Below are 19,667 nucleotides of genomic sequence, written 5' to 3'. Positions count from 1 at the left end.
CGATCGCTCTGCGCGCCGACAATGCGCGTGTTACCGCAAATATCACGGCAGAGCGGACGAACCGCACATTTAGCCCGGCCGTATGAGGGGGAGGCCATCCGGATGCCACATCTCGGGCCGGGCAGGCTCGCTAGGCTGGACATATGGACTACGCCAAGATGCGCGCCATCGCCGAGGAGCTCGGGGTCTACGCAGAGCGGCTCGAAGGCTCCTGGAGCGTCGAGATCGGCCCCTCCGGTCCGATACTGGCCATGATGTGCCCTTCGAAGCGGCACGAGGGCACGGTTCGCCGTATCTGCAAGCAGTTGGACGAACAGCTCCCCGCGACCCACCCCGGCTACATCTGCGCCAACGGACCGGAGATCGAGCACCCCTCCATCGGCCGCATGCGGCGCCCGGACGCGGTGGTGATCCCGGAGGTGGTGCTCGACGAAGAGGGCTTGGCCGTGGACGCCACGCAGGTCCTCGCCGTCATCGAGATCGTCTCCCCCTCGAACCCGGAGAACGACTACGTCGAGAAACTCTCCGAGTACCCCGCCATGGGCATCGAGCACTACCTGATCGTCGACCCCAGGAAGGGCACCATCGAGGTGCACTCCGAGCCGTGCGGGACGCACTACGGGGAGAAGGAGCCGTACATCTTCGGCGACCAGGTATCCCTGGGCCCCTGGACCGTCGACACGTCCGAGTTCCGGCGCTACGGAAAGCCGGACCGGCGCTGACCCGCGACGGAACATGCGTGTGCCCCGCCGGGCCTGCCGACGGGGCACACGCACGGCACCACGGCGCTACGCCGCGTGCACCACGTCCTTCTCCTCCGCGAAGTGGCACGCCGACTCGTGGGCGGCGGGTGTGTCCTTGCCCACGAAACGCTCCGGGATGGCGAGGAGCGGGATCTCCTCGGCGCAGCGGTCCTGGGCCTTCCAGCAGCGGGTGCGGAAGCGGCAGCCCGAGGGCGGGTTGGCCGGGGACGGCACGTCGCCGGTGAGGATGATGCGCTCGCGGCCCTCGCGGGCCTCCGGGTCGGGGACCGGGACGGCCGAGAGGAGCGCCTGCGTGTACGGGTGCGTCGGGTGGTCGTAGATCTGCTCGTCGGAGCCGATCTCGGCCATCTTGCCGAGGTACATCACACCCACGCGGTCCGAGATGTGCCGGACGATCGACAGGTCGTGCGCGATGAAGAGGTAGGACAGGTTGAACTCGTCCTGGAGCTTCTCCATCAGGTTGATGACCTGGGCCTGGACGGACACGTCCAGGGCCGAGACCGGCTCGTCGCAGATGATGATCTCGGGGTTGAGCGCCAGGCCGCGCGCGATGCCGATGCGCTGGCGCTGGCCGCCCGAGAACTGGTGCGGGTAGCGGTTGATGTACTCGGGGTTGAGGCCGACGACGTCGAGGAGCTCCTGGACCTTGCGGCGGCGGTCGCCTTTCGGCGCCACCTCCGGGTGGATCTCGAAGGGCTCCCCGATGATGTCGCCCACCGTCATACGGGGGTTCAGGGACGTGTAGGGGTCCTGGAACACCATCTGGATGTTGCGGCGGACCGCCTTCAGCGCCCGGCCGGACAGCTTGGTGATGTCCTGGCCCTTGTAGAAGACCTCGCCCGCGGTGGCCTGCTCCAGAGTCATGAGCAGCTTGGCGACCGTCGACTTGCCGCAGCCCGACTCGCCCACGATGCCGAGCGTCTCGCCCTGGTAGAGGTCGAAGGAGATCCCGTCGACCGCCTTCACCGCCCCGACCTGGCGCTTGACGATGACGCCCTGCGTGAGCGGGAAGTGCTTCACCAGGTTGCGCACCTGGAGGATCGGCTCGCCGCGCTCGGCGGGGGCCTCGATGACGGCCACCGCGTCCTCGGGCGTCTCCGCGTCGACCGCTTCCACCTCGGTGACGTTCGGCGTGACGTCCGTCGGCTCGTCGTTCTTGCTGACCTCAGCCATGGATCGTCTCCTTCCAGAAGTGGCAGGCGCTGCCGCGGCCCACGAGCTCCGCGCCGTCCCGCTCCGTCACCGGAACCAGCGGCGGTACATCCGTGCGGCAGATGTCCGTCGCCTTGGGGCAGCGCGGGTTGAACGCGCAACCCGAGGGGATCTTCAGGAGGTTGGGCGGCAGGCCCTTGATCGCGTAGAGCTCCTGGCCCTTCTGGTCCAGGCGCGGGATCGAGTCGAGCAGACCGCGCGTGTACGGGTGCGCCGGCCGCTTGTACAGCTCGTGCACCGGCGCCGTCTCCACGATCCGGCCCGCGTACATGACGGCGATCTTGTCCGCCACGTCCGCGACCACACCGAGGTCGTGGGTGATGAGGATCAGGCCCATGTTGTACTCGCGCTGGAGCTCGGCGAGCAGGTCCATGACCTGCGCCTGGACCGTCACGTCGAGGGCCGTCGTCGGCTCGTCGGCGATGATCAGGTCCGGCTCCAGGGCGAGCGCCATCGCGATCATGATGCGCTGGCGCATGCCGCCGGAGAACTGGTGCGGGTAGTCGCTCACCCGCTGCTTGGCGGCGGGGATCTTCACCCGGTCCATCAGCTCGACGGCCTTGGCCTTGGCTTCCTTGCGGCTCATGCCCTCGTGCACCCGGAACATCTCGCCGAGCTGGTAGCCGACGGAGAGCACCGGGTTCAGGGACGACAGCGCGTCCTGGAAGATCATCGCGATCTTGCGGCCGCGGATCTTCCGGCGCTCCTCGCCCGACATCTTCAGCATGTCCTGGCCCCGGAAGACGATCTCGCCCTGCGGGATCTTTCCGGGCGGCATGTCGAGGATGCCCATGATGGCCTGCGCGGTCACGGACTTGCCCGAGCCGGACTCGCCGAGCACGGCGAGCGTCTCGCCCGCGTCCACGCTGTAGTTGACGCCGTTGACGGCCTTGACCACACCGTCGCGGGTGTGGAACTCGACGTGCAGGTCCTTCACGTCGAGCAGCCGACCGCTCTTGTCCTCACCCGAGCGGGGGGCGGGGACGTCCGCGGTTTTCTCTGTGATCGTCACGTACGCCTCCCTCAGCGCAGCTTCGGGTCGAGGGCTTCGCGTACCGCGTCGCCGAGCATGATGAACGCCAGCACGGTGATGCTGAGCATTCCGGCGGGGAAGATCAGCGTGTGCGGGTTGTTCCGGATGTCCTGCGTCGCGTCGGAGATGTCGGCACCCCAGGACACGGCGTCGCTGCCGAAGCCGAGGCCCAGGTACGACAGCGTCGACTCCGCGACGATGTACGTGCCGAGGGCGATGGTCGCGACGACGATGACCGGGGCGACGGCGTTCGGCAGCACGTGCCGGAACAGGATCCGCTTGGTTCCCGCGCCGAGTGCCTTGGCCGCCATCACGTAGTCCGCGTGCTTGGTCGTGATGACCGCGCCGCGCATGACGCGCGCGATCTGTGTCCAGCCGAGGAACGCGAGCGCACCGGTGATCACCCACACGTCGCGGTCGGTGAAGGCGTTCAGGACGACCATCGCGCCGAGCAGGAACGGGATGCCGAAGAACACGTCGGTGATCCGGGAGAGCAGGCTGTCCCAGAAGCCACCGAAGTAGCCCGCCAGCATGCCGACCAGGCCGCCGAAGAAGGTGACGAGCAGCGTGACGCCGAGGCCGACCATCACGGAGTTGCGGGCGCCGAAGACCACGCGGGCGTAGATGCTGCGGCCCTGCCGGTCGTACCCGAACCAGTCGTCCTGGAAGAAGTGGGTCAGGTTCGGCGAACCGAGGAAGTTCTTCGTCAGGTCGCCGCTGCCCGGGTCGGTGCTCGTGAACAGGCCGGGGAAGGCCGACACGAGGAGCACGAGGAGGATCAGCAGGCCGGACACGACGAACAGCGGCCTGCGGCGCAGGTCGCGCCAGGCGTCGCCCCAGAGGCTGCGGGCACCGCCCACCTCTCCGGCTTCGGCCGCCTTGCCGCTCGGCGGCGCGAGCGCCACCTCCGGCTCGTCCGCGGGCGGGGTCTTCATCAGGTCAGGCATAACGGATCCTCGGGTCCAGGACCGCGTAGAGCAGGTCGACGAGCAGGCTGGCGAGGAGGTAGACGATGACGAGGACGGTCACGATGCCCACGATGATCGCGCCCTCACGCCGGGCGATCCCCGTGTACAGCAGGTTGCCCACGCCCGTGACGTTGAAGATGCCCTCGGTGATGACCGCGCCGCCCATCAGGGCTCCGATGTCCGTACCGAGGTAAGTGACCACGGGGATCAGGGAGTTGCGCAACAGGTGCCGGGAGATGATGCGGCGTCTCGGCAGGCCCTTGGCGACGGCGGTGCGGATGTAGTCCGCCGACCGGTTCTCCTTGATGGAGGTACGGGTCAGTCGGGCCACATAGGCGAGGCCGACGAGGCCGAGCACGAGCGCCGGCAGCATCAGCTGCTGGAAGTTCTCCGAGTCCTGCACGGTCGGTTTCACCCAGCCGAGTTCGTTGCCGAAGATCAGCTGGAAGCCGAGGCCGAACACGAAGATCGGGACGGAGATCACGAGGAGCGTGAAGAACGTCACGGTGGTGTCGATGATCCGGCCGCGCCGCACACCGGCGATCACACCGAGGGTGATGCCGACGACGAGCTCGAACGTCCAGGCCATCGCGGCGAGCCGCATGGAGACCGGGAACGCCTGCGTGATCTCGTCGAGGATGGGCCGGTTGCCGGCGATGGTGTTGCCGAAGTCGCCCTGGAACAGACCCTTCATGTAGTGCAGGTACTGCTCCCAGAGGGGCAGGTCCAGACCCCGGTCGTGCTTGATCTGCGCGACCTGTGCCGGGTCCGGCGGCTTGTCTCCCCACAGCGCCTTGACCGGGTCACCCGGAAGGGCGTTCACCATCAGGAAGATCAGCAGGGTTGTCCCGATGAAGACCGGGATCATCTGGAGCAGTCGCCTCGCGACGTAGCGCCCCATAGTGGTGCCTCCGTCCATTGCGGAGCCGCCCGGAAGCGACGCCCGGGATCACCGGGCGTCGCTTCCGGGGCGGAACTCCGGCGACTGCTACTTCTCGAAGACCTCGACGTCGGACAGAACCGGGTCGCCGGCCTGGTCGAACTCGATCTTCTTGACGTTGTTCGAGTAGGCGGAGAGCGTCTTGTTGTACCAGAGCGGGATGCCCGGGAAGCTGTTGACCAGCTCCTTCTCGGCCTTCTGGTACAGCTCGGCGGACTCGTCGATCGTCTTGGCCTTGTCGGCCTCAGCGGTCAGCTTGTCGAACTTCGGGTCCGAGAAGCCGCCCTTGTTGCCGTCGACGCCGGTGCCGTAGAGGTCGGCGAGGAAGTTGCCGTTGAACGGGTAGTCGAGCACCCAGCCGGAGCGGTACATCGACTTGACCTTCTTCTGGTCACGGATCTCCGTGTCGGCCGCGAAGTCCGTCACCGCGTCGCCGGTGCACTTGACGCCGGTGGCCTTGGTGATGGAGTTGCAGACCGCGACGACCCAGTCCTTGTGCGGCTGGTCGGCGTTGTACTGGATCTGGATCTTGTTGCCCGGGACACCGCCGCCGGCCTTGATGGACGCCTTGGCGGCCTTCGGGTCGAACTTGCAGAACTTGCCACAGGCGTCGTCCTGGTAGCCCTTGACGCCCTTGGCGACCCAGCCGGTCGCGGACTCACGGGTGCCGTAGAACACCGTCTTGGCGATGGTGTCGCGGTCGATCGCCATCGACAGGCCCTGGAGGACCTTGATGTCGGTCTTCTTCCACTGCGGCGTGTAGAAGGCGAAGTTGACCGTGTTGAGCGCCGAGTAGTCGGAGACGATGGCGCGGTCGCCGAAGTCGTTCTTGAAGTTGGCGAGCTCGCTGTTCGGCACGATCGGCATCGTGTCGACGTTGTCCGACTTCAGGTCCGCGTAGGCCGCGGTGTCCTTGGTGTACGCCTTGAAGTCGATGCCGCCGTTCTTCGGCTTGTCCTCGCCCTTGTAGCCGGGCCAGGTGCGCACCGAGATCAGCTTCTTGCGGTCCCACTTGGAGAACTTGTAGGGACCGTTGCCGACCGGGGCCTCGCCGTACTTCTTCGGGTCCTTCAGGGCGGCCGCGGGCAGCGGGAAGAAGGGCTTGTAGACCAGCTTGTACTGGTAGTACGGGATGCCGTTCTTCAGCGTGATGGTGAAGGTGTTCTCGTCGACGACCTTCAGGCCGGACATGGCCTTCTTCTTGGCCTTGCCCTTGGCCGGGTGGACGTCGTCGTAGCCGACGATGTCGCGGTACCAGGCGCTGTTCTGCTGGCCGTTGGCCGGGTCGGCGGCCCAGTTCCAGGCGTCCACGTACGACTTCGCCGTGACCGGCGTGTTGTCGTGGAACTTCCAGCCCTTCTTGAGCTTGACGGTCCACACCTTGTTCGCCTTGTCGGGCGTGACCGACTCGGCGTTCTCATAGGTGATGTTGCCCTGCTTGTCGTAGTGGACAAGCCCCGTGAAGAGGGCGTCGATGACGACGCTGCCGTACGCCTCCATGGTGTTGGACGGCTGCAGCAGGTTCTGCGGCTCACCATTGGCGTAGCTGACGATCCCCTTCGGGTCGACCTTGCCGCTGCCCTTGTCGTCGTCGCCTCCACCACAGGCAGTAGCGGTAAGCGCCACAACGCCGGCTATGGCGACCCACTTGGCGCTCTTGGCACCACGCATGGGGTTCCTCCTCATGAGTCCACTTGTTCACTACAAGAGGGGGTACGCAGAGCAGCGCCGCCACCCCTGACGGCGAAGATCGAGTACCCCAGTGTGCTCGTGAGTCGGCGCTCCCCACAGCGCGTGACCCATTGACCCGAGCTATACGCGGTCAACTATTAGCCATGAGGTACGGCCCGACCACACCCTTTTGGTCTCGGTTCAATCACACCTGGCACGTACAACTTCCAAAATCCGGACAAACCGATCCCAGATAGATGGTTGCGAAACGGACGTGTTACACATCTAACGGTCAAGTGGGTCCGCATACCGGACAGATCGCGGGCGAAAACCGGTTGCCAGGAGGGCCGTCAGGGAGTTCGTGACGGCCCCCGGGGTCGACGCGCGTCACACCGCAACCGTAGCGCCCGCCGCAACGCGAGAGGCCGGTTTCGCGCACTCCGGGGAGTGCGCGAAACCGGCCTCAGGACGCTGCCTGAAGGGTGGCTCAGCCGTGCTTGGCGCGCGAGGCCGTGCGGCCGCGCTCCTTCTGGTCCAGGACGACCTTGCGGATGCGCACGGCCTCCGGGGTCACCTCGACGCACTCGTCGTCGCGGCAGAACTCCAGGGACTGCTCCAGGGAGAGCTTGCGCGGCGGGACGATCGCCTCGAAGGAGTCGGCCGAGGAGGAGCGCATGTTGGTGAGCTTCTTCTCCTTGGTGATGTTCACGTCCATGTCGTCGGAGCGCGAGTTCTCGCCGACGATCATGCCCTCGTACACCTCGGTGCCGGGGTCGGTGAACAGCACGCCGCGCTCCTGGAGGTTCGTCATCGCGAACGCGGTGACGGCGCCGGCGCGGTCGGCGACCAGGGAGCCGTTGTTACGGGTCTTCAGCTCGCCGAACCACGGCTCGTGGCCCTCGTGGATGGAGTGCGCGATGCCCGTGCCGCGGGTCTGGGTCAGGAACTCCGTGCGGAAGCCGATGAGGCCGCGGGACGGGACGACGAACTCCAGGCGGACCCAGCCCGAGCCGTGGTTCGACATGTTGTCCATGCGGCCCTTGCGGACGCCCATGAGCTGCGTGACCGCGCCCATGTGCTCCTCGGGCACGTCGATGGTCATGCGCTCGACGGGCTCGTACGTCTTGCCCTCGACCTCCTTGGTGACCACCTGCGGCTTGCCGATGGTCATCTCGAAGCCCTCGCGGCGCATCTGCTCGACCAGGATCGCGAGCGCCAGCTCGCCGCGGCCCTGCACCTCCCAGGCGTCGGGGCGCGCGGTGTCCAGGACGCGCAGCGAGACGTTGCCGATGAGCTCGCGGTCCAGACGGTCCTTGACCTGGCGGGCGGTCACCTTGCGGTCCTTGACGGCCGCCTTGGCGTCCGCGCCCTTGCCGGTGCCGCCGCGGCCGACCAGCGGCGAGGTGTTCGTACCGATGGTCATGGAGATCGCGGGCTCGTCCACCGTGATCAGCGGGAGCGCGATCGGGTTCTCGGGGTCGGCGAGGGTCTCGCCGATCATGATGTCCGGGATACCGGCCACGGCGCAGATGTCGCCGGGGCCCGCGACCTCGGCGGGCTTGCGGGTGAGCGCCTCGGTCATCATCAGCTCGGTGATGCGGACGTTGGCGATCGTGCCGTCGCGCTTGATCCAGGCCACGGTCTGGCCCTTGCGCAGCTCGCCCTGCTCGACGCGGAGCAGCGCGATACGGCCGAGGAAGTTGTCGGCGTCCAGGTTGGTGACGTGGGCCTGGAGCGGCGCGGTCTCGTCGTACTCGGGGGCCGGGACGTGCTGGAGCAGCGTGGTGAAGAACGGCTCCAGGTTGGTGCTGTCGGCCGGGACGGTGCCGTCCTCCGGCTTGGTCAGCGAGGCCACGCCGTCACGGCCGCAGGCGTAGACGATCGGGAACTCGATCTGGTCCTCGTCGGCGTCCAGGTCGAGGAACAGGTCGTACGTCTCGTTCACGACCTCGTCGATGCGCGAGTCCGGACGGTCCGTCTTGTTGATGCAGAGGATGACGGGCAGCCGCTGCTGGAGCGCCTTGCGGAGCACGAAGCGGGTCTGCGGCAGCGGGCCCTCGGAGGCGTCGACGAGGAGGACGACCGCGTCCACCATCGACAGACCGCGCTCGACCTCGCCGCCGAAGTCGGCGTGGCCCGGGGTGTCGATGATGTTGATGGTGATGACGTCGCCGCCATCCTTCGGGTGGTACTTGACGGCCGTGTTCTTGGCCAGGATCGTGATGCCCTTCTCACGCTCCAGGTCGTTGCTGTCCATCATGCGGTCGTCGAGGGACTCGGCGGCGTGCGCGGCGAAGGCGCCCGCCTGCTTGAGCATGGCGTCGACGATGGTCGTCTTGCCGTGGTCGACGTGGGCGACGATGGCGACGTTACGAATGTCGTGGCGCGTGGGCATGCGAGGTGCGCTTCTCCCGGGAGGCTTGGACGGCGGCGCGTACGTCCATTTCGTACGCGTGCCCTGCCGGGCAGACGTGCCACGGCCTTACCCCATCCTACGTGGCCTCGCCGGGGGCGGCTTGTCGGGCTCCTGGGCAGCCCCGGAACACGGGGTTCCGCCCGGCCGGGGGCGCCGTCGATCGCGGCCTCCGGCCTGGCTCGTCCTCAAGCGCCGGACGGGCTATTTCCCGCCCGTCCGCCCCTTCACTACTGGCTCGGCTGCTTGCCCGCCTTCGCCCCCGGCTTCAGGAAGCCCATGTCCTGGTACCTCGGGGTCTCGAAGCCGAAGGCGCCCGCGTTGGCCAGGTTGGTGCGGGCCGCCACCAGCTGGGGGCGCTGGTAGAGGGGGACGGATCCGGCCGCCGCCCAGATGCGGGCGTCCGCCTTCTTCACCAGGGACCGGTTCTCGGACTCGTCCAGCTCGCTCACGGCCTGGTCGAAGAGCTGGTCGATGTGGTCGGTGCCGACGCGGGTGTAGTTCTGCTCGACGTTCAGGGAGCCGTCCGCGGCGGGCACCGGCTTGGCGAAGATCGGGCGGGCGTCGGTCGCGGGGAACGCGGACGCCGGCCAGGAGTACAGCGCCAGGTCGTACTGGCCGGACGCGATGTGGTCCTTGAAGTAGCTGTCGTCGGCGACCTTGGCGATCTCCGTGCGCACCCCGATGCGCTGCAGCATCCGCGAGATCCGGTCGGCGACCCCGCGCAGCGACTCAGAGCCCGCCCCGGACGGGAGCACGAAGCGCAGCGTGAGCGCCTTGCCGTCCTTGGCCAGCGGGCCCGCGGCGGCGCCCTTGGCCCCCTTGCGGGCGGCGCCCTTGGGGGCGGCGGTCCCCTTCGGGGCGTACGCGCCCGGGGCGCCGCCCTGGGCCTGCTTCTTCGCGTGCTGCTTGGCGTGGCCGCCGGGGTCCTTCTTCTGTTCCTTGTCGGCCTCGCGGCGCGCGGTGAGGGCGTCGGCCTGCCGCATCAGGACGGACTGCTGGAAGGCGGCGGCGCGGTCGGGGCTGAGGAGGGCGGCGCGGGGGTCGCCGGGCTTCTGGTCGTCCTCGCCGACGATGTAGGTGCCGTCGTCGGACTCGGACCCGGAGCCCGACCCGGAGTCGGAGTCGGTGTCCGAGGCCTCCGACCCGGCGTCGCCCCCGTCGCCCTCCTTCTTCGTGCCCTCCCCCTTCTCCTTGCCCTTCTCCTTGAGCGGGCCGCCCGGCGTCCAGCCCGCGTCGGCGAGGAGGGCGGAGGCCTCCGCCGTGTCCTGGTCGCCGAGGGCGCCGCTGTTGTCGGCGTACGCGTCCTGACCGGCGAGGGCGAGGTGGCTGCCGACGGGCTCGGCGGGCAGGCCGAGGGGCTTCAGAACCGTTTTTGCGAGTTCGTCGCGGTTCAGGGCGCGGGCGACGGCGCGGCGGACACGGTCGTCGGCGAGGGGGCCCTCGGAGCCGTTGAGGGCGAGCTGGGTGTAGGCGGGTTCGAGGGACTTGCGGACCTCGTAGCCGCGCAGGCCCGACTGTTCCTCGGCGTACCGCTCGACGGCCTTGCGGGTCTTCGCGCGGGCCTCCTGCTCGATGTCCGCGGCCTCCTCGTCGGAGCCGTGGGCGCGGGCCCAGGAGCGCAGCGCCCCGGCCGGGGTGAGGGCGGCGCCGGGGCCGTGGGCGAGCGGGCCCCGGGTGCCCTTGTCGCGGGCGGCGAGGGCGATGCGGCCCGCCTCGTCGGCGTCGATCTCGGCGAGGTCGACCTTGCCCTCGGCGAGGGCGGCGGCGCGCTTGTCGCGGGGGACGGCGCGCAGGACCAGCTTGTCGAGCTTGGCGGGGCTGCCCCACCAGCGGGCGCTGCGGCGCAGGGTCAGCTCGCCGTCGTCGCGGTCGACGTCCTTCAGGGCGAAGGGGCCCGCGGTGACCTTGAGCTTGGTGCGGGCGCCGTCGTTGAAGGAGTCCGGGGTGCCCATGACGTCCTTCGGGTACAGCGGGGAGAACAGGGAGCGCCAGTCCGCGTAGGGCTTGTCGAAGGTGACGCGCACCTCCAGGTTGTTGGCGCCGCGCTCGATCTTGCCGATGCGGTCGTAGCCGGCGTTGCGGGCGGTCCAGTACGCGCTGTCCTTGCCGGAGAGGGCGCGCCACTGGGCGGCGAAGTCGTCGGCGCCGATCTCGCGGCCGTCGCTCCACACCGCCTGCTGGTTCAGCTTGTAGAGCACGACCTGCTGGGGCTCGCGCTCGACGACCTTCGCGGACTCCAGGAAGTCGGCGTCCGCCTCGGGTCTGCCGCGGGAGTCCAGGCGGAACATCGACGGCAGGACGGCGCCTGCGACGCGCGTGGTGGCCTCGTCGGCGTCGGACTGGAAGGAGTTGAAGGTCTCGGGGAGGGCGTCGACGGCCCACTTCACCGAGCCGCCGTCGGCGATCTTCTCCCGGGCCGCGGGGGCGATGTCCTGCCCGGCCGTCGGGGCGCTCGACTCCTCGCCCGAGCCGCACCCGGTGAGGGCGGGCAGCGCGAGGACTCCGGCGGCGAGGAAGACGGCGGATCGCCTGGAGCGGTCGAGGGGCATGACGGGTACCTCCGGGGGTTGCCCGTGCGGGGTGCACGTTTGGCGGTATCACGGGGGAAATATGGAGTTGATCACACGTATGTCATCCACTGAACGGGACGGAGTTCTGGCGGGGGCGCCGACACGACGGGGGGCGCCCTGGAAGCCACCCGTGCGGCGGAACGGCCCCCGGCCGCGGCTGGCTCCCCCCTGCGGCGCGGCCCGATGTGACCCGGCCGTGGGCCGGGGGCGCCCCCGGTCGCGCTGCGCGCTCGCCCTCAAACGCCGGGCAGGCTTTCTCCCACCCACCCGCCCCAACTCGACCGGCTCCCCTCGGACGCACCGGCGGGAATCCCCCCTCTGCCCCACCGGCGGAAAATTTGAGCCCGTCCGGCGATTGAGGACGAGCGCGCAGCGCGATCGGGGGCAACCCCGGCCCACGGCCACAGCACCCCCGCCCAAGGCGCCCGCGCCCGAGATCTCACCCGGAGGGGTCGAATCCACGCACGTGGGTTCCCAACACGGGATGTGAGGGGCGACACTCTCAGGCGCATGAGCGTTGCCACCGCACCTGTGAAGTGAGGGCAAGTCATGGCTCTGCACGATGATCTGACGGCCATTCAGCGCTGCGTGGACGACCTGGTCCGCACCGTGGGCAAGATCGAGCAGCGCGCCGACGCGGCACTCGCGGGCGTCGACTTCCGCCGCGTCCGCATGGACACCGACCACCTGCGCGAGAGCGTCGCCCTGCTGCGCGCGGCGGCCACCTCCGCCGCGGCGCCACCGGCCCCGCCCGCGCCCCCCAAGACCCGCCCCGAGCTGGTCACCATCCCCGACACGCCGTACGACCGGTCCCTGTGGACGGACTCGGACGACGAGGGCCTGGGCGCCCGCGACCGCCGCGCGCCCTAGCGACCCCCGCGACGATCCGCCCGTCGACGAAGGAGTGGAGCCTCGTTGGCCACTGGCACGGAACCCCATCTGAAGAAGGGCACGGGTCCCGGCGGCGTACGGCACGGCACGCGCGCCGCCATCACCGCTGCCCATTTGCGGACGGACCGCTGGTGGCTCCAGCCCGCCGCGACCGCCGCCGGACTGTTCGCCTTCGTCGTCTACTCGACGTGGCGGGCGTTCGCGAACGCCGACTACTACGAGGCGCCCTACGTCTCGCCGTTCTACTCCCCGTGCGTCGCGGAGAACTGCGAACCGATGCGGAACGGGCCCAACTGGGAGATCTTCGGCAGCTGGTGGGGTCTTTCCCCGGCGCTGCTCATCCTCATCTTCCCGCTGGGTTTCCGCCTCACCTGCTACTACTACCGCAAGGCCTACTACCGCGGTTTCTGGGCGTCACCGCCCGCCTGCGCGGTGGCGGAACCGCACGCGAAGTACACGGGTGAGACGCGTTTCCCGCTGATCCTGCAGAACATCCACCGGTACTTCTTCTACGCGGCGGTGCCGGTCGCGGGCATTCTCACGTACGACACCGTCCTCGCCTTCCGCAACGAGGACTACGAGTGGGGGCACATGGGGCTCGGCACCCTCGTGTTCCTGGTGAACATCACGCTCATCTGGGCGTACACGCTCTCCTGCCATTCCTGCCGGCACATCGTCGGCGGCAAGCTCAAACACTTCTCCAAGCATCCGGTGCGCTATCGGATGTGGCGCTGGGTCGGCTGGCTCAACGGCCGCCACATGCTGCTCGCCTGGGCGTCGTTGATCAGCGTCGCACTCGCCGACTTCTACGTGTATCTGATCGCTTCCGGCGCTTTCGACGATCCGAGGTTCTTCTAGATGTCTCAAGTAGAGCGGCAGCAGTGGGACGTCGTGGTCGTGGGCGCCGGTGGCGCCGGGCTGCGGGCCGCCATCGAGGCCCGTGAGCAGGGCGCACGTACGGCCGTGATCTGCAAGTCGCTGTTCGGCAAGGCCCATACGGTGATGGCCGAGGGCGGCATCGCCGCGTCCATGGGCAATGTGAACTCCGGCGACAACTGGCAGGTGCACTTCCGCGACACGCTGCGCGGCGGCAAGTTCCTCAACCAGTGGCGGATGGCGGAGCTGCACGCCCGCGAGGCGCCCGACCGGGTGTGGGAACTGGAGACGTGGGGCGCGCTCTTCGACCGTACGAAGGACGGGCGGATCTCGCAGCGGAACTTCGGCGGGCACGAGTATCCGCGGCTCGCGCATGTCGGAGACCGCACCGGCCTCGAACTCATCCGCACGCTCCAGCAGAAGATCGTCGCCCTGCAACAGGAGGACGAGCGTGAATTCGGCGACTACGAAGCCCGGTTGAAGGTGTTCCAGGAGTGCACGGTCACCCGCATCTTGAAAGAAGACAGCCTCAAGGACGGCGAGCGGGTTTCGGGCGCCTTCTGCTACGAGCGTGAGAGCGGGCGCTTCTTCGTCATCGAGGCGCCGAGCGTGGTGCTCGCCACCGGCGGCATCGGCAAGTCCTTCAAGGTGACGTCGAATTCATGGGAGTACACCGGTGACGGGCACGCGCTCGCGCTGCTCGCCGGGGCGCCGCTCCTGAACATGGAATTCGTGCAGTTCCATCCGACCGGAATGGTCTGGCCGCCGTCGGTGAAGGGCATCCTCGTCACCGAGTCCGTGCGCGGAGACGGCGGAGTGCTGCGCAATTCCGACGGCAAACGCTTCATGTTCGACTACGTCCCGGACGTCTTCAAGGAGAAGTACGCGGAGTCGGAGGCGGAGGGCGACCGCTGGTACGACGACCCGGACCACAACCGCCGCCCGCCCGAGCTGCTCCCCCGCGACGAGGTGGCCCGCGCCATCAACTCCGAGGTGAAGGCGGGCCGCGGCTCCCCGCACGGCGGGGTGTTCCTGGACGTGTCGACGCGTATGCCCGCCGAGGTCATCCGGCGCCGACTGCCGTCCATGTACCACCAGTTCAAGGAGCTGGCGGACGTCGACATCACGGCCGAGGCGATGGAGGTCGGGCCGACCTGCCACTACGTGATGGGCGGCATCGCGGTCGAGTCGGACACGGCGGCGGCGCGCGGCGTGCCGGGGCTCTTCGCGGCCGGTGAGGTCGCGGGCGGCATGCACGGCTCGAACCGGCTCGGCGGCAACTCCCTCTCCGACCTGCTGGTGTTCGGGCGCCGGGCGGGGCTGTACGCGGCGCGGTACGCGGACGACCTGGCCACCGCCCCGGTCGTGGACGACGCGCAGGTGGACGCGGCCGCCGCCGAGGCGCTGCGCCCGTTCAGCGCCGAGAGCCCGGAGGCGGGCGCGGTGCCCGAGAACCCGTACACCCTGCACCAGGAGCTCCAGCAGACCATGAACGACCTGGTCGGCATCATCCGCCGCGAGGGCGAGATGGCCGAGGCCCTGCAGAAGCTGGCGGAGCTGCGGCGGCGCGCCCGCAGGGCCGGGGTCGAGGGGCACCGCCAGTTCAACCCGGGCTGGCACCTCGCGCTCGACCTGCGCAACATGCTGCTGGTCAGCGAGTGCGTGGCGCGCGCGGCCCTGGAGCGCACGGAGAGCCGCGGCGGGCACACCCGCGAGGACCACCCCGGCATGAACCGCGAGTGGCGCCGCGTGAACCTGCTGTGCGCCCTCGCCGACCCGACGGGCGTCCTCGCGGTGAGCGACCCGGAGCGCGGCCAGATCGAGCTCACCCGGGTCACGACCGACCCCATCCGCCCCGACCTGCTCGCCCTCTTCGACAAGGAGGAGCTGGTCAAGTACCTCGCCGAAGAGGAGCTCTACGAGTGAGTACGACGACTTCCGGCACGGGTTCCAGCGCGGCCGCGGACGGGGGCGGCGACGAGGGCTCGGGGGCGTACGACGCGCGCTTCCGGGTCTGGCGCGGCGACGTCGAAGGCGGTGATCTGGAGGACTTCACCGTCCAGGTCAACGACGGCGAGGTGGTCCTCGACATCATCCACAGGATCCAGGCCACCCAGGCCCCCGACCTCGCCGTGCGGTGGAACTGCAAGGCGGGCAAGTGCGGTTCGTGCTCCGCGGAGATCAACGGGCGGCCGCGTCTGATGTGCATGACGCGGATGTCGGTGTTCGCGCGCGACGAGGTCGTCACGGTGACGCCGCTGCGGGCCTTCCCGGTGGTGCGGGACCTGGTGACGGACGTGGGCTTCAACTACACCAAGGCCAGGGAGGTCCCCTCGTTCGTACCGCCGAAGGACCTCGGCCCCGGCGAGTACCGCATGATGCAGGAGGACGTGGACCGCTCCCAGGAGTTCCGCAAGTGCATCGAGTGCTTCCTGTGCCAGGACACCTGCCATGTGGTGCGTGACCACGAGGAGAACAAGACGGCCTTCGCCGGGCCCCGCTTCCTGATGCGCGTCGCCGAACTCGACATGCACCCCCTGGACGCGGCCGCCGCCACCGGCCTCGACCGCAAGGCGACGGCCCAGGAGGAGCACGGCCTCGGCTACTGCAACATCACCAAGTGCTGCACGGAGGTGTGCCCCGAGGGCATCCACATCACCGACAACGCGCTGATCCCGCTGAAGGAGCGGGCCGTCGACCGCAAGTACGACCCGCTGGTCTGGCTCGGCAACAAGATCCGGCGGCGGCCGACGAGTTAGCGGCGTACGGGACGAGGGGCTAAGCGGCCGGAGAGTCCTGGGTGGGGGTAATCCCCCAGCTGGGATTCTCCGGATTGCCTCCATGGTGGCGGGCGTTGTGCCAGGCCAGCATGGAGGCATGAACTTCCGCGATCTTCGTTCGTCCCGCACCTCCGCCCGTGCCCGCAAGGGCGCCCTCGCCCTGGGCCTCGCCGTGACCACCGTGCTCGCGGCCGGGGCGGCCTCGCCGGCGTCCGCGCAGGGCTCGGGCGACGCCCCGGCGGGACACGGCGTGCGGGCCGCGCTGCCCGCGCCCACAGGACCGCACGCCGTCGGTACGTTCTCGACCCGCCTGGTCGACCACTCCCGGAACGACCCGTGGGTCACCGCGCAGCCGTACCGGGAGCTGATGGTGAGCGTCTGGTACCCGGCTCGTGCCACCGGCGGGCACGGCTTCGCGCCGTACATGGCGAAGGGCGCGGCCGCGCGCTGGAACGCGGCCGCGCCGCACGGGATCCCGAAGGACGCCGTCGACTGGGCGGGCATGCGGACGCACGCCCGGGAGGGCGCCCGGGTCGAGACCGGCGGCGGGCGGCTGCCCGTGCTGCTGTACTCGGCGGGCGCGAACGACCCCCGCACCTGGGGCACCTCCCTCGTCGAGGAGATGGCAAGCCGCGGCTATGTCGTCGTCACCGTCGACCACACCTACGAGTCGCCGGGCGTCGAGTTCCCCGACGGCTCCGTGAAGACCGACAAGCCGCTGCGGGACGCGCTCGCCAAGAGCCCGCCGGAAAAGCTGCCGCGACTCATGGAGAAGGTCCTGACCACCCGCGTCGCCGACGACAAGTTCGTGCTCGACCGGCTCGGCGCGCTGCCGCACGGCCTGGGCAGGGCGGTCGACCAAAGCCGCGTCGGCGTGGTCGGGCACTCCGCGGGCGGGATGGCCGCCGCCGAGACCATGTACGAGGACAAGCGCGTGAAGGCGGGCGTCAACCTGGACGGCACGCTGGAGCACAACGGGGAACCCCAGGGCACCAACCTCACGCCCGTCGCCCGGCACGGCCTGGACCACCGGCCGTTCCTGCTGATGGGCCGGGACGGCAGCGACCACACCACCGAGCCGTCCTGGGGCTCCTTCTGGAAGCACGGCACCGGCTGGAAGCGCGACCTGAACCTGCGCGGCGCGAAGCACCAGACCTACACCGACCTCGCCGCGGTCCTGCCGCAGGCCGGGGTGGGGCGCGACGTGGTCGAGAAGAACATCGGCACCGTCGACCCGGCGCGCGCCACGGCCGCCCAGCGCGCGTACGTGGCCTCGTTCTTCGACCGCACGCTCGGCGGGCGCGACGACCACCTGCTCGACGGCCCCTCGGACCGCTTCCCCGAGGTCCGGTTCGTGGCTCCGTAGCCAGGCGGCGGGGTCGGGGCGTGCGGGGCGGGGCGGCGACGGGGGTGCCGCCCCGCCCCGGTCGCGTGACCCCATATGCGGTCATACGCTGCCAGATGTGACGCCGTCCTCCCGCGCCCCGTCGCACATATCCGCGCGGGCGGCGGCCGCCGCGCTGCTGCTCTGGTGCTGGCTCCCGCTGTCGGCGCCCCCGGCGGGCGCCGCGTCCGCCCTGCCCGCCGCGCCCTCCGCGCGTGCCGCGCCCGCCGACGACCCGGTCCGTCTCGACCGCGACGGCCAGATCACCGACCGCACCGACGCGCTCGGCGACCGCCGCGCCGCCGTCGCCGACGCGCTCGACCGGCTCTACGAGGAGCAGCGGATCCAGCTGTTCGTCGTGTACGTACGCGATTTCTCCGGGCGGTCCGCGCAGGACTGGGCCGACACCACCGCCGACCGCAACGGCCTCGGCGCCGACGACGTGCTGCTCGCCGTCGCCACCCACGACCGGCAGTACGCCTACTCCCTCGACGCGGCCGCCCGGCTCACCGACGAGCAGCTGCGGGACGTCGCCGCCACCGCCGTCGAGCCCGCCCTGCGGCGCCACGACTGGGCGGGCGCCGCCGTCGGCGCGGCGAACGGGTACGCGGCGGTGCTCGACGGGCAGCGGGTGGTGGCACCGACGATCACCCCGGGCGAGGCCGATCCCGGCGGGGGCGGCACCGGCGGCGGCGCCGACGACGGGGTGGCGGGCGATCTGGTGCTCCCGGTGGTCGCGGCCTGCGCGGCGGGCGGCTTCGCGCTGGTCGCGTTCCGGCGTCGGCGGCGGCGCCTCACCTCCCGTACGACACCCGGCCGTGGCACCGGCGCCGGGCCCGAGCCGCTGCCCGACCTCGACGCCCGGGCCAGGGCCCTGCTCGTGGAGACCGACGACGCGGTGCGCACCAGCGCCGAGGAACTGGGCTTCGCCACCGCCCAGTTCGGTGAGGAGGCCGCGCGGCCCTTCACGGCCGCCGTGGCCGCCGCGCGCGCGGAGCTGACGGCAGCCTTCCGGCTGCGACAGGAGCTCGACGACGCCTACCCGGAGGACGACGCGACCCGGCGCCGCATGCTCGACGAGATCGTCGCCCGCTGCACCGAGGCGGGCCGCCGCCTGGACGCCGAGGCCGCCGCCTTCGACCAGCTGCGCGCCCTCGAACGCGCCGCGCCCGCCGCCCTCGACCACGCCGAGACGGCGTTCCAGCAGGTCAGTGCCCGCACCATGGAAGCCGAGAGCACCCTGAAGGAGCTGCGCGCCCGCTACTCCCCCGGCGCGAGCGAAGCGGTCGTCGGCAACATCGAACAGGCCAAGGACCGGCTCGTGTTCGCCACCGGCCAGCTGCACCAGGCCCGCACGGCCGTCGACGGCGCCGACAACGGCACGGCCGCCGTCCACCTGCGCGCGGCCGAGGGCGCCGTCGACCAGGCCGACACCTTCCTCACCGCCGTCGAGCGGCTCGCCGGTGAACTCGCCCGGGCGGCGGGCCGATTGCCGGGTGCCCTGAGCGAGGCGGAGGCCGACCTCGCCGAGGCCCGCGGACGGCTCACCGGCACCGGCGGCGCGCCCGACGCCGACCTGCGCGGGCGCGTGGCCCGGGCCGAGGCCGTCACCGGCGCGGTGCGGCGGGCCGTCGCCGCCGGGCCGTACGACCCGATCGACGCCCTGCGCCGGGTGGAGGAGGCCGACGCCGCGCTCGACGCCGCCCTGTCCGGCGCGCGCGAACGCGAGGACCGCGAAAACACGGACGCCCGCGCCCGGTCCCTCCTGGGCCAGGCCCTCCTCACCGCCCGCAGCGCCGTCGCCGCGGCCACGGACTACGTCACGACACACCGCGGCGCGGTGGGAGCCGCGTCCCGGACGCGGCTCGCGGAGGCGCAGCGGCACCTGGAGCGGGCGGAGGGGGCAGAGGGGGCGGAGGCGGTGTCGGGCGGTGCGGGGGCGGGTGCGGCACTCGCCGATGCCCGGCGCGCCGACTCCCTGGCCCGCGAGGCCCAGGCGCTCGCCGAGCGGGACGTCCGGGCCTACGGCAATCCGTACGGCGGCGGGGGCGGTGGCGCGGGCGGAACGGGCGGGGCCGTGCTCGGCGGGATCGTCCTCGGGCAGATCCTCGGCGGGCTCGGGCGCGGGGGCGCCGGGGGGACGGGCGGGGGCGGCTTCGGCG

Annotated in this window: 14 protein-coding genes; 7 read left to right on the top strand and 7 right to left on the bottom strand. The window is 70.4% G+C overall.

Annotated elements, in window-relative coordinates; genetic code table 11:
- Window positions 1-143: 143 nt before the first annotated feature.
- A complete protein-coding gene (locus OO63_RS29940; protein WP_030359744.1) occupies window positions 144-722 on the top strand; it encodes a Uma2 family endonuclease in 579 nt (192 codons plus the stop codon).
- A gap of 66 nt (window positions 723-788) precedes the next feature.
- Here OO63_RS29940 and OO63_RS29935 read toward each other — a convergent pair whose 3' ends face one another.
- The 7 genes from OO63_RS29935 to OO63_RS29905 all read right to left on the bottom strand — a co-directional run bounded on the left by OO63_RS29935 (window position 789) and on the right by OO63_RS29905 (window position 11,553).
- Entirely contained in the window at window positions 789-1,937 is a 1,149-nt protein-coding gene (locus OO63_RS29935) for an ABC transporter ATP-binding protein (RefSeq protein ID WP_030359743.1), read from the bottom strand.
- Window positions 1,930-2,988, bottom strand: coding sequence for an ABC transporter ATP-binding protein (locus tag OO63_RS29930; RefSeq protein ID WP_030359742.1), 1,059 nt, complete (start codon window positions 2,986-2,988; stop codon window positions 1,930-1,932). The genes OO63_RS29935 and OO63_RS29930 overlap by 8 nt, the downstream gene beginning before the upstream one ends.
- An 11-nt stretch (window positions 2,989-2,999) precedes the next feature.
- The gene (locus OO63_RS29925; RefSeq protein WP_030359741.1) at window positions 3,000-3,956 is read right to left on the bottom strand and encodes an ABC transporter permease; all 957 of its coding nucleotides are present in this window, start codon (window positions 3,954-3,956) and stop codon (window positions 3,000-3,002) included.
- Window positions 3,949-4,878 (bottom strand): ABC transporter permease, encoded by a 930-nt coding sequence (locus tag OO63_RS29920; protein ID WP_030359740.1) that lies wholly within the window; start codon window positions 4,876-4,878, stop codon window positions 3,949-3,951. Before OO63_RS29920 ends, OO63_RS29925 begins: the two co-directional genes overlap by 8 nt.
- Before the next feature lie 87 nt (window positions 4,879-4,965).
- Window positions 4,966-6,588, bottom strand: a complete 1,623-nt coding sequence (locus OO63_RS29915) for a peptide ABC transporter substrate-binding protein (RefSeq protein WP_030359739.1) — start codon at window positions 6,586-6,588, stop codon at window positions 4,966-4,968.
- Between the two features lie 487 nt (window positions 6,589-7,075).
- Entirely contained in the window at window positions 7,076-8,983 is a 1,908-nt protein-coding gene (gene typA, locus OO63_RS29910) for a translational GTPase TypA (RefSeq protein WP_030359738.1), read from the bottom strand.
- A 248-nt stretch (window positions 8,984-9,231) separates the two neighbouring features.
- Complete coding sequence (locus OO63_RS29905) at window positions 9,232-11,553, bottom strand: ABC transporter family substrate-binding protein (protein WP_030359737.1); 2,322 nt, start codon at window positions 11,551-11,553, stop codon at window positions 9,232-9,234.
- Window positions 11,554-12,123: 570 nt separating this feature from the next.
- Here OO63_RS29905 and OO63_RS29900 point away from each other — a divergent pair.
- The 6 genes from OO63_RS29900 to OO63_RS29875 all read left to right on the top strand — a co-directional run.
- Window positions 12,124-12,444 (top strand): hypothetical protein, encoded by a 321-nt coding sequence (locus OO63_RS29900; protein ID WP_030359736.1) that lies wholly within the window; start codon window positions 12,124-12,126, stop codon window positions 12,442-12,444.
- 45 nt (window positions 12,445-12,489) lie between these two features.
- Window positions 12,490-13,323: a hypothetical protein gene (locus OO63_RS29895; protein ID WP_030359735.1), complete on the top strand. Its 834-nt coding sequence runs from the start codon at window positions 12,490-12,492 to the stop codon at window positions 13,321-13,323.
- Window positions 13,324-15,267, top strand: a complete 1,944-nt coding sequence (locus OO63_RS29890; RefSeq protein ID WP_030359734.1) for a fumarate reductase/succinate dehydrogenase flavoprotein subunit — start codon at window positions 13,324-13,326, stop codon at window positions 15,265-15,267.
- On the top strand, window positions 15,264-16,100 hold the full coding sequence (locus OO63_RS29885) for a succinate dehydrogenase/fumarate reductase iron-sulfur subunit (protein ID WP_033264612.1): 837 nt from the start codon (window positions 15,264-15,266) through the stop codon (window positions 16,098-16,100). Before OO63_RS29890 ends, OO63_RS29885 begins: the two co-directional genes overlap by 4 nt.
- 118 nt (window positions 16,101-16,218) lie before the next feature.
- Complete coding sequence (locus OO63_RS29880) at window positions 16,219-17,487, top strand: alpha/beta hydrolase family protein (RefSeq protein ID WP_051811329.1); 1,269 nt, start codon at window positions 16,219-16,221, stop codon at window positions 17,485-17,487.
- A gap of 97 nt (window positions 17,488-17,584) precedes the next feature.
- Window positions 17,585-19,667, top strand: a 2,083-nt coding sequence (locus OO63_RS29875; RefSeq protein ID WP_063750476.1) for a TPM domain-containing protein, incomplete at its 3' end; no start/stop codon positions are given.

The sequence above is a fragment of the Streptomyces alboflavus genome (genome assembly GCF_000716675.1).
In the GTDB taxonomy this organism is placed as follows: domain Bacteria; phylum Actinomycetota; class Actinomycetes; order Streptomycetales; family Streptomycetaceae; genus Streptomyces; species Streptomyces alboflavus.
The sequence above is the reverse complement of the archived record's forward strand: the minus strand, read 5'-3'. Positions and strand labels throughout refer to the sequence as shown.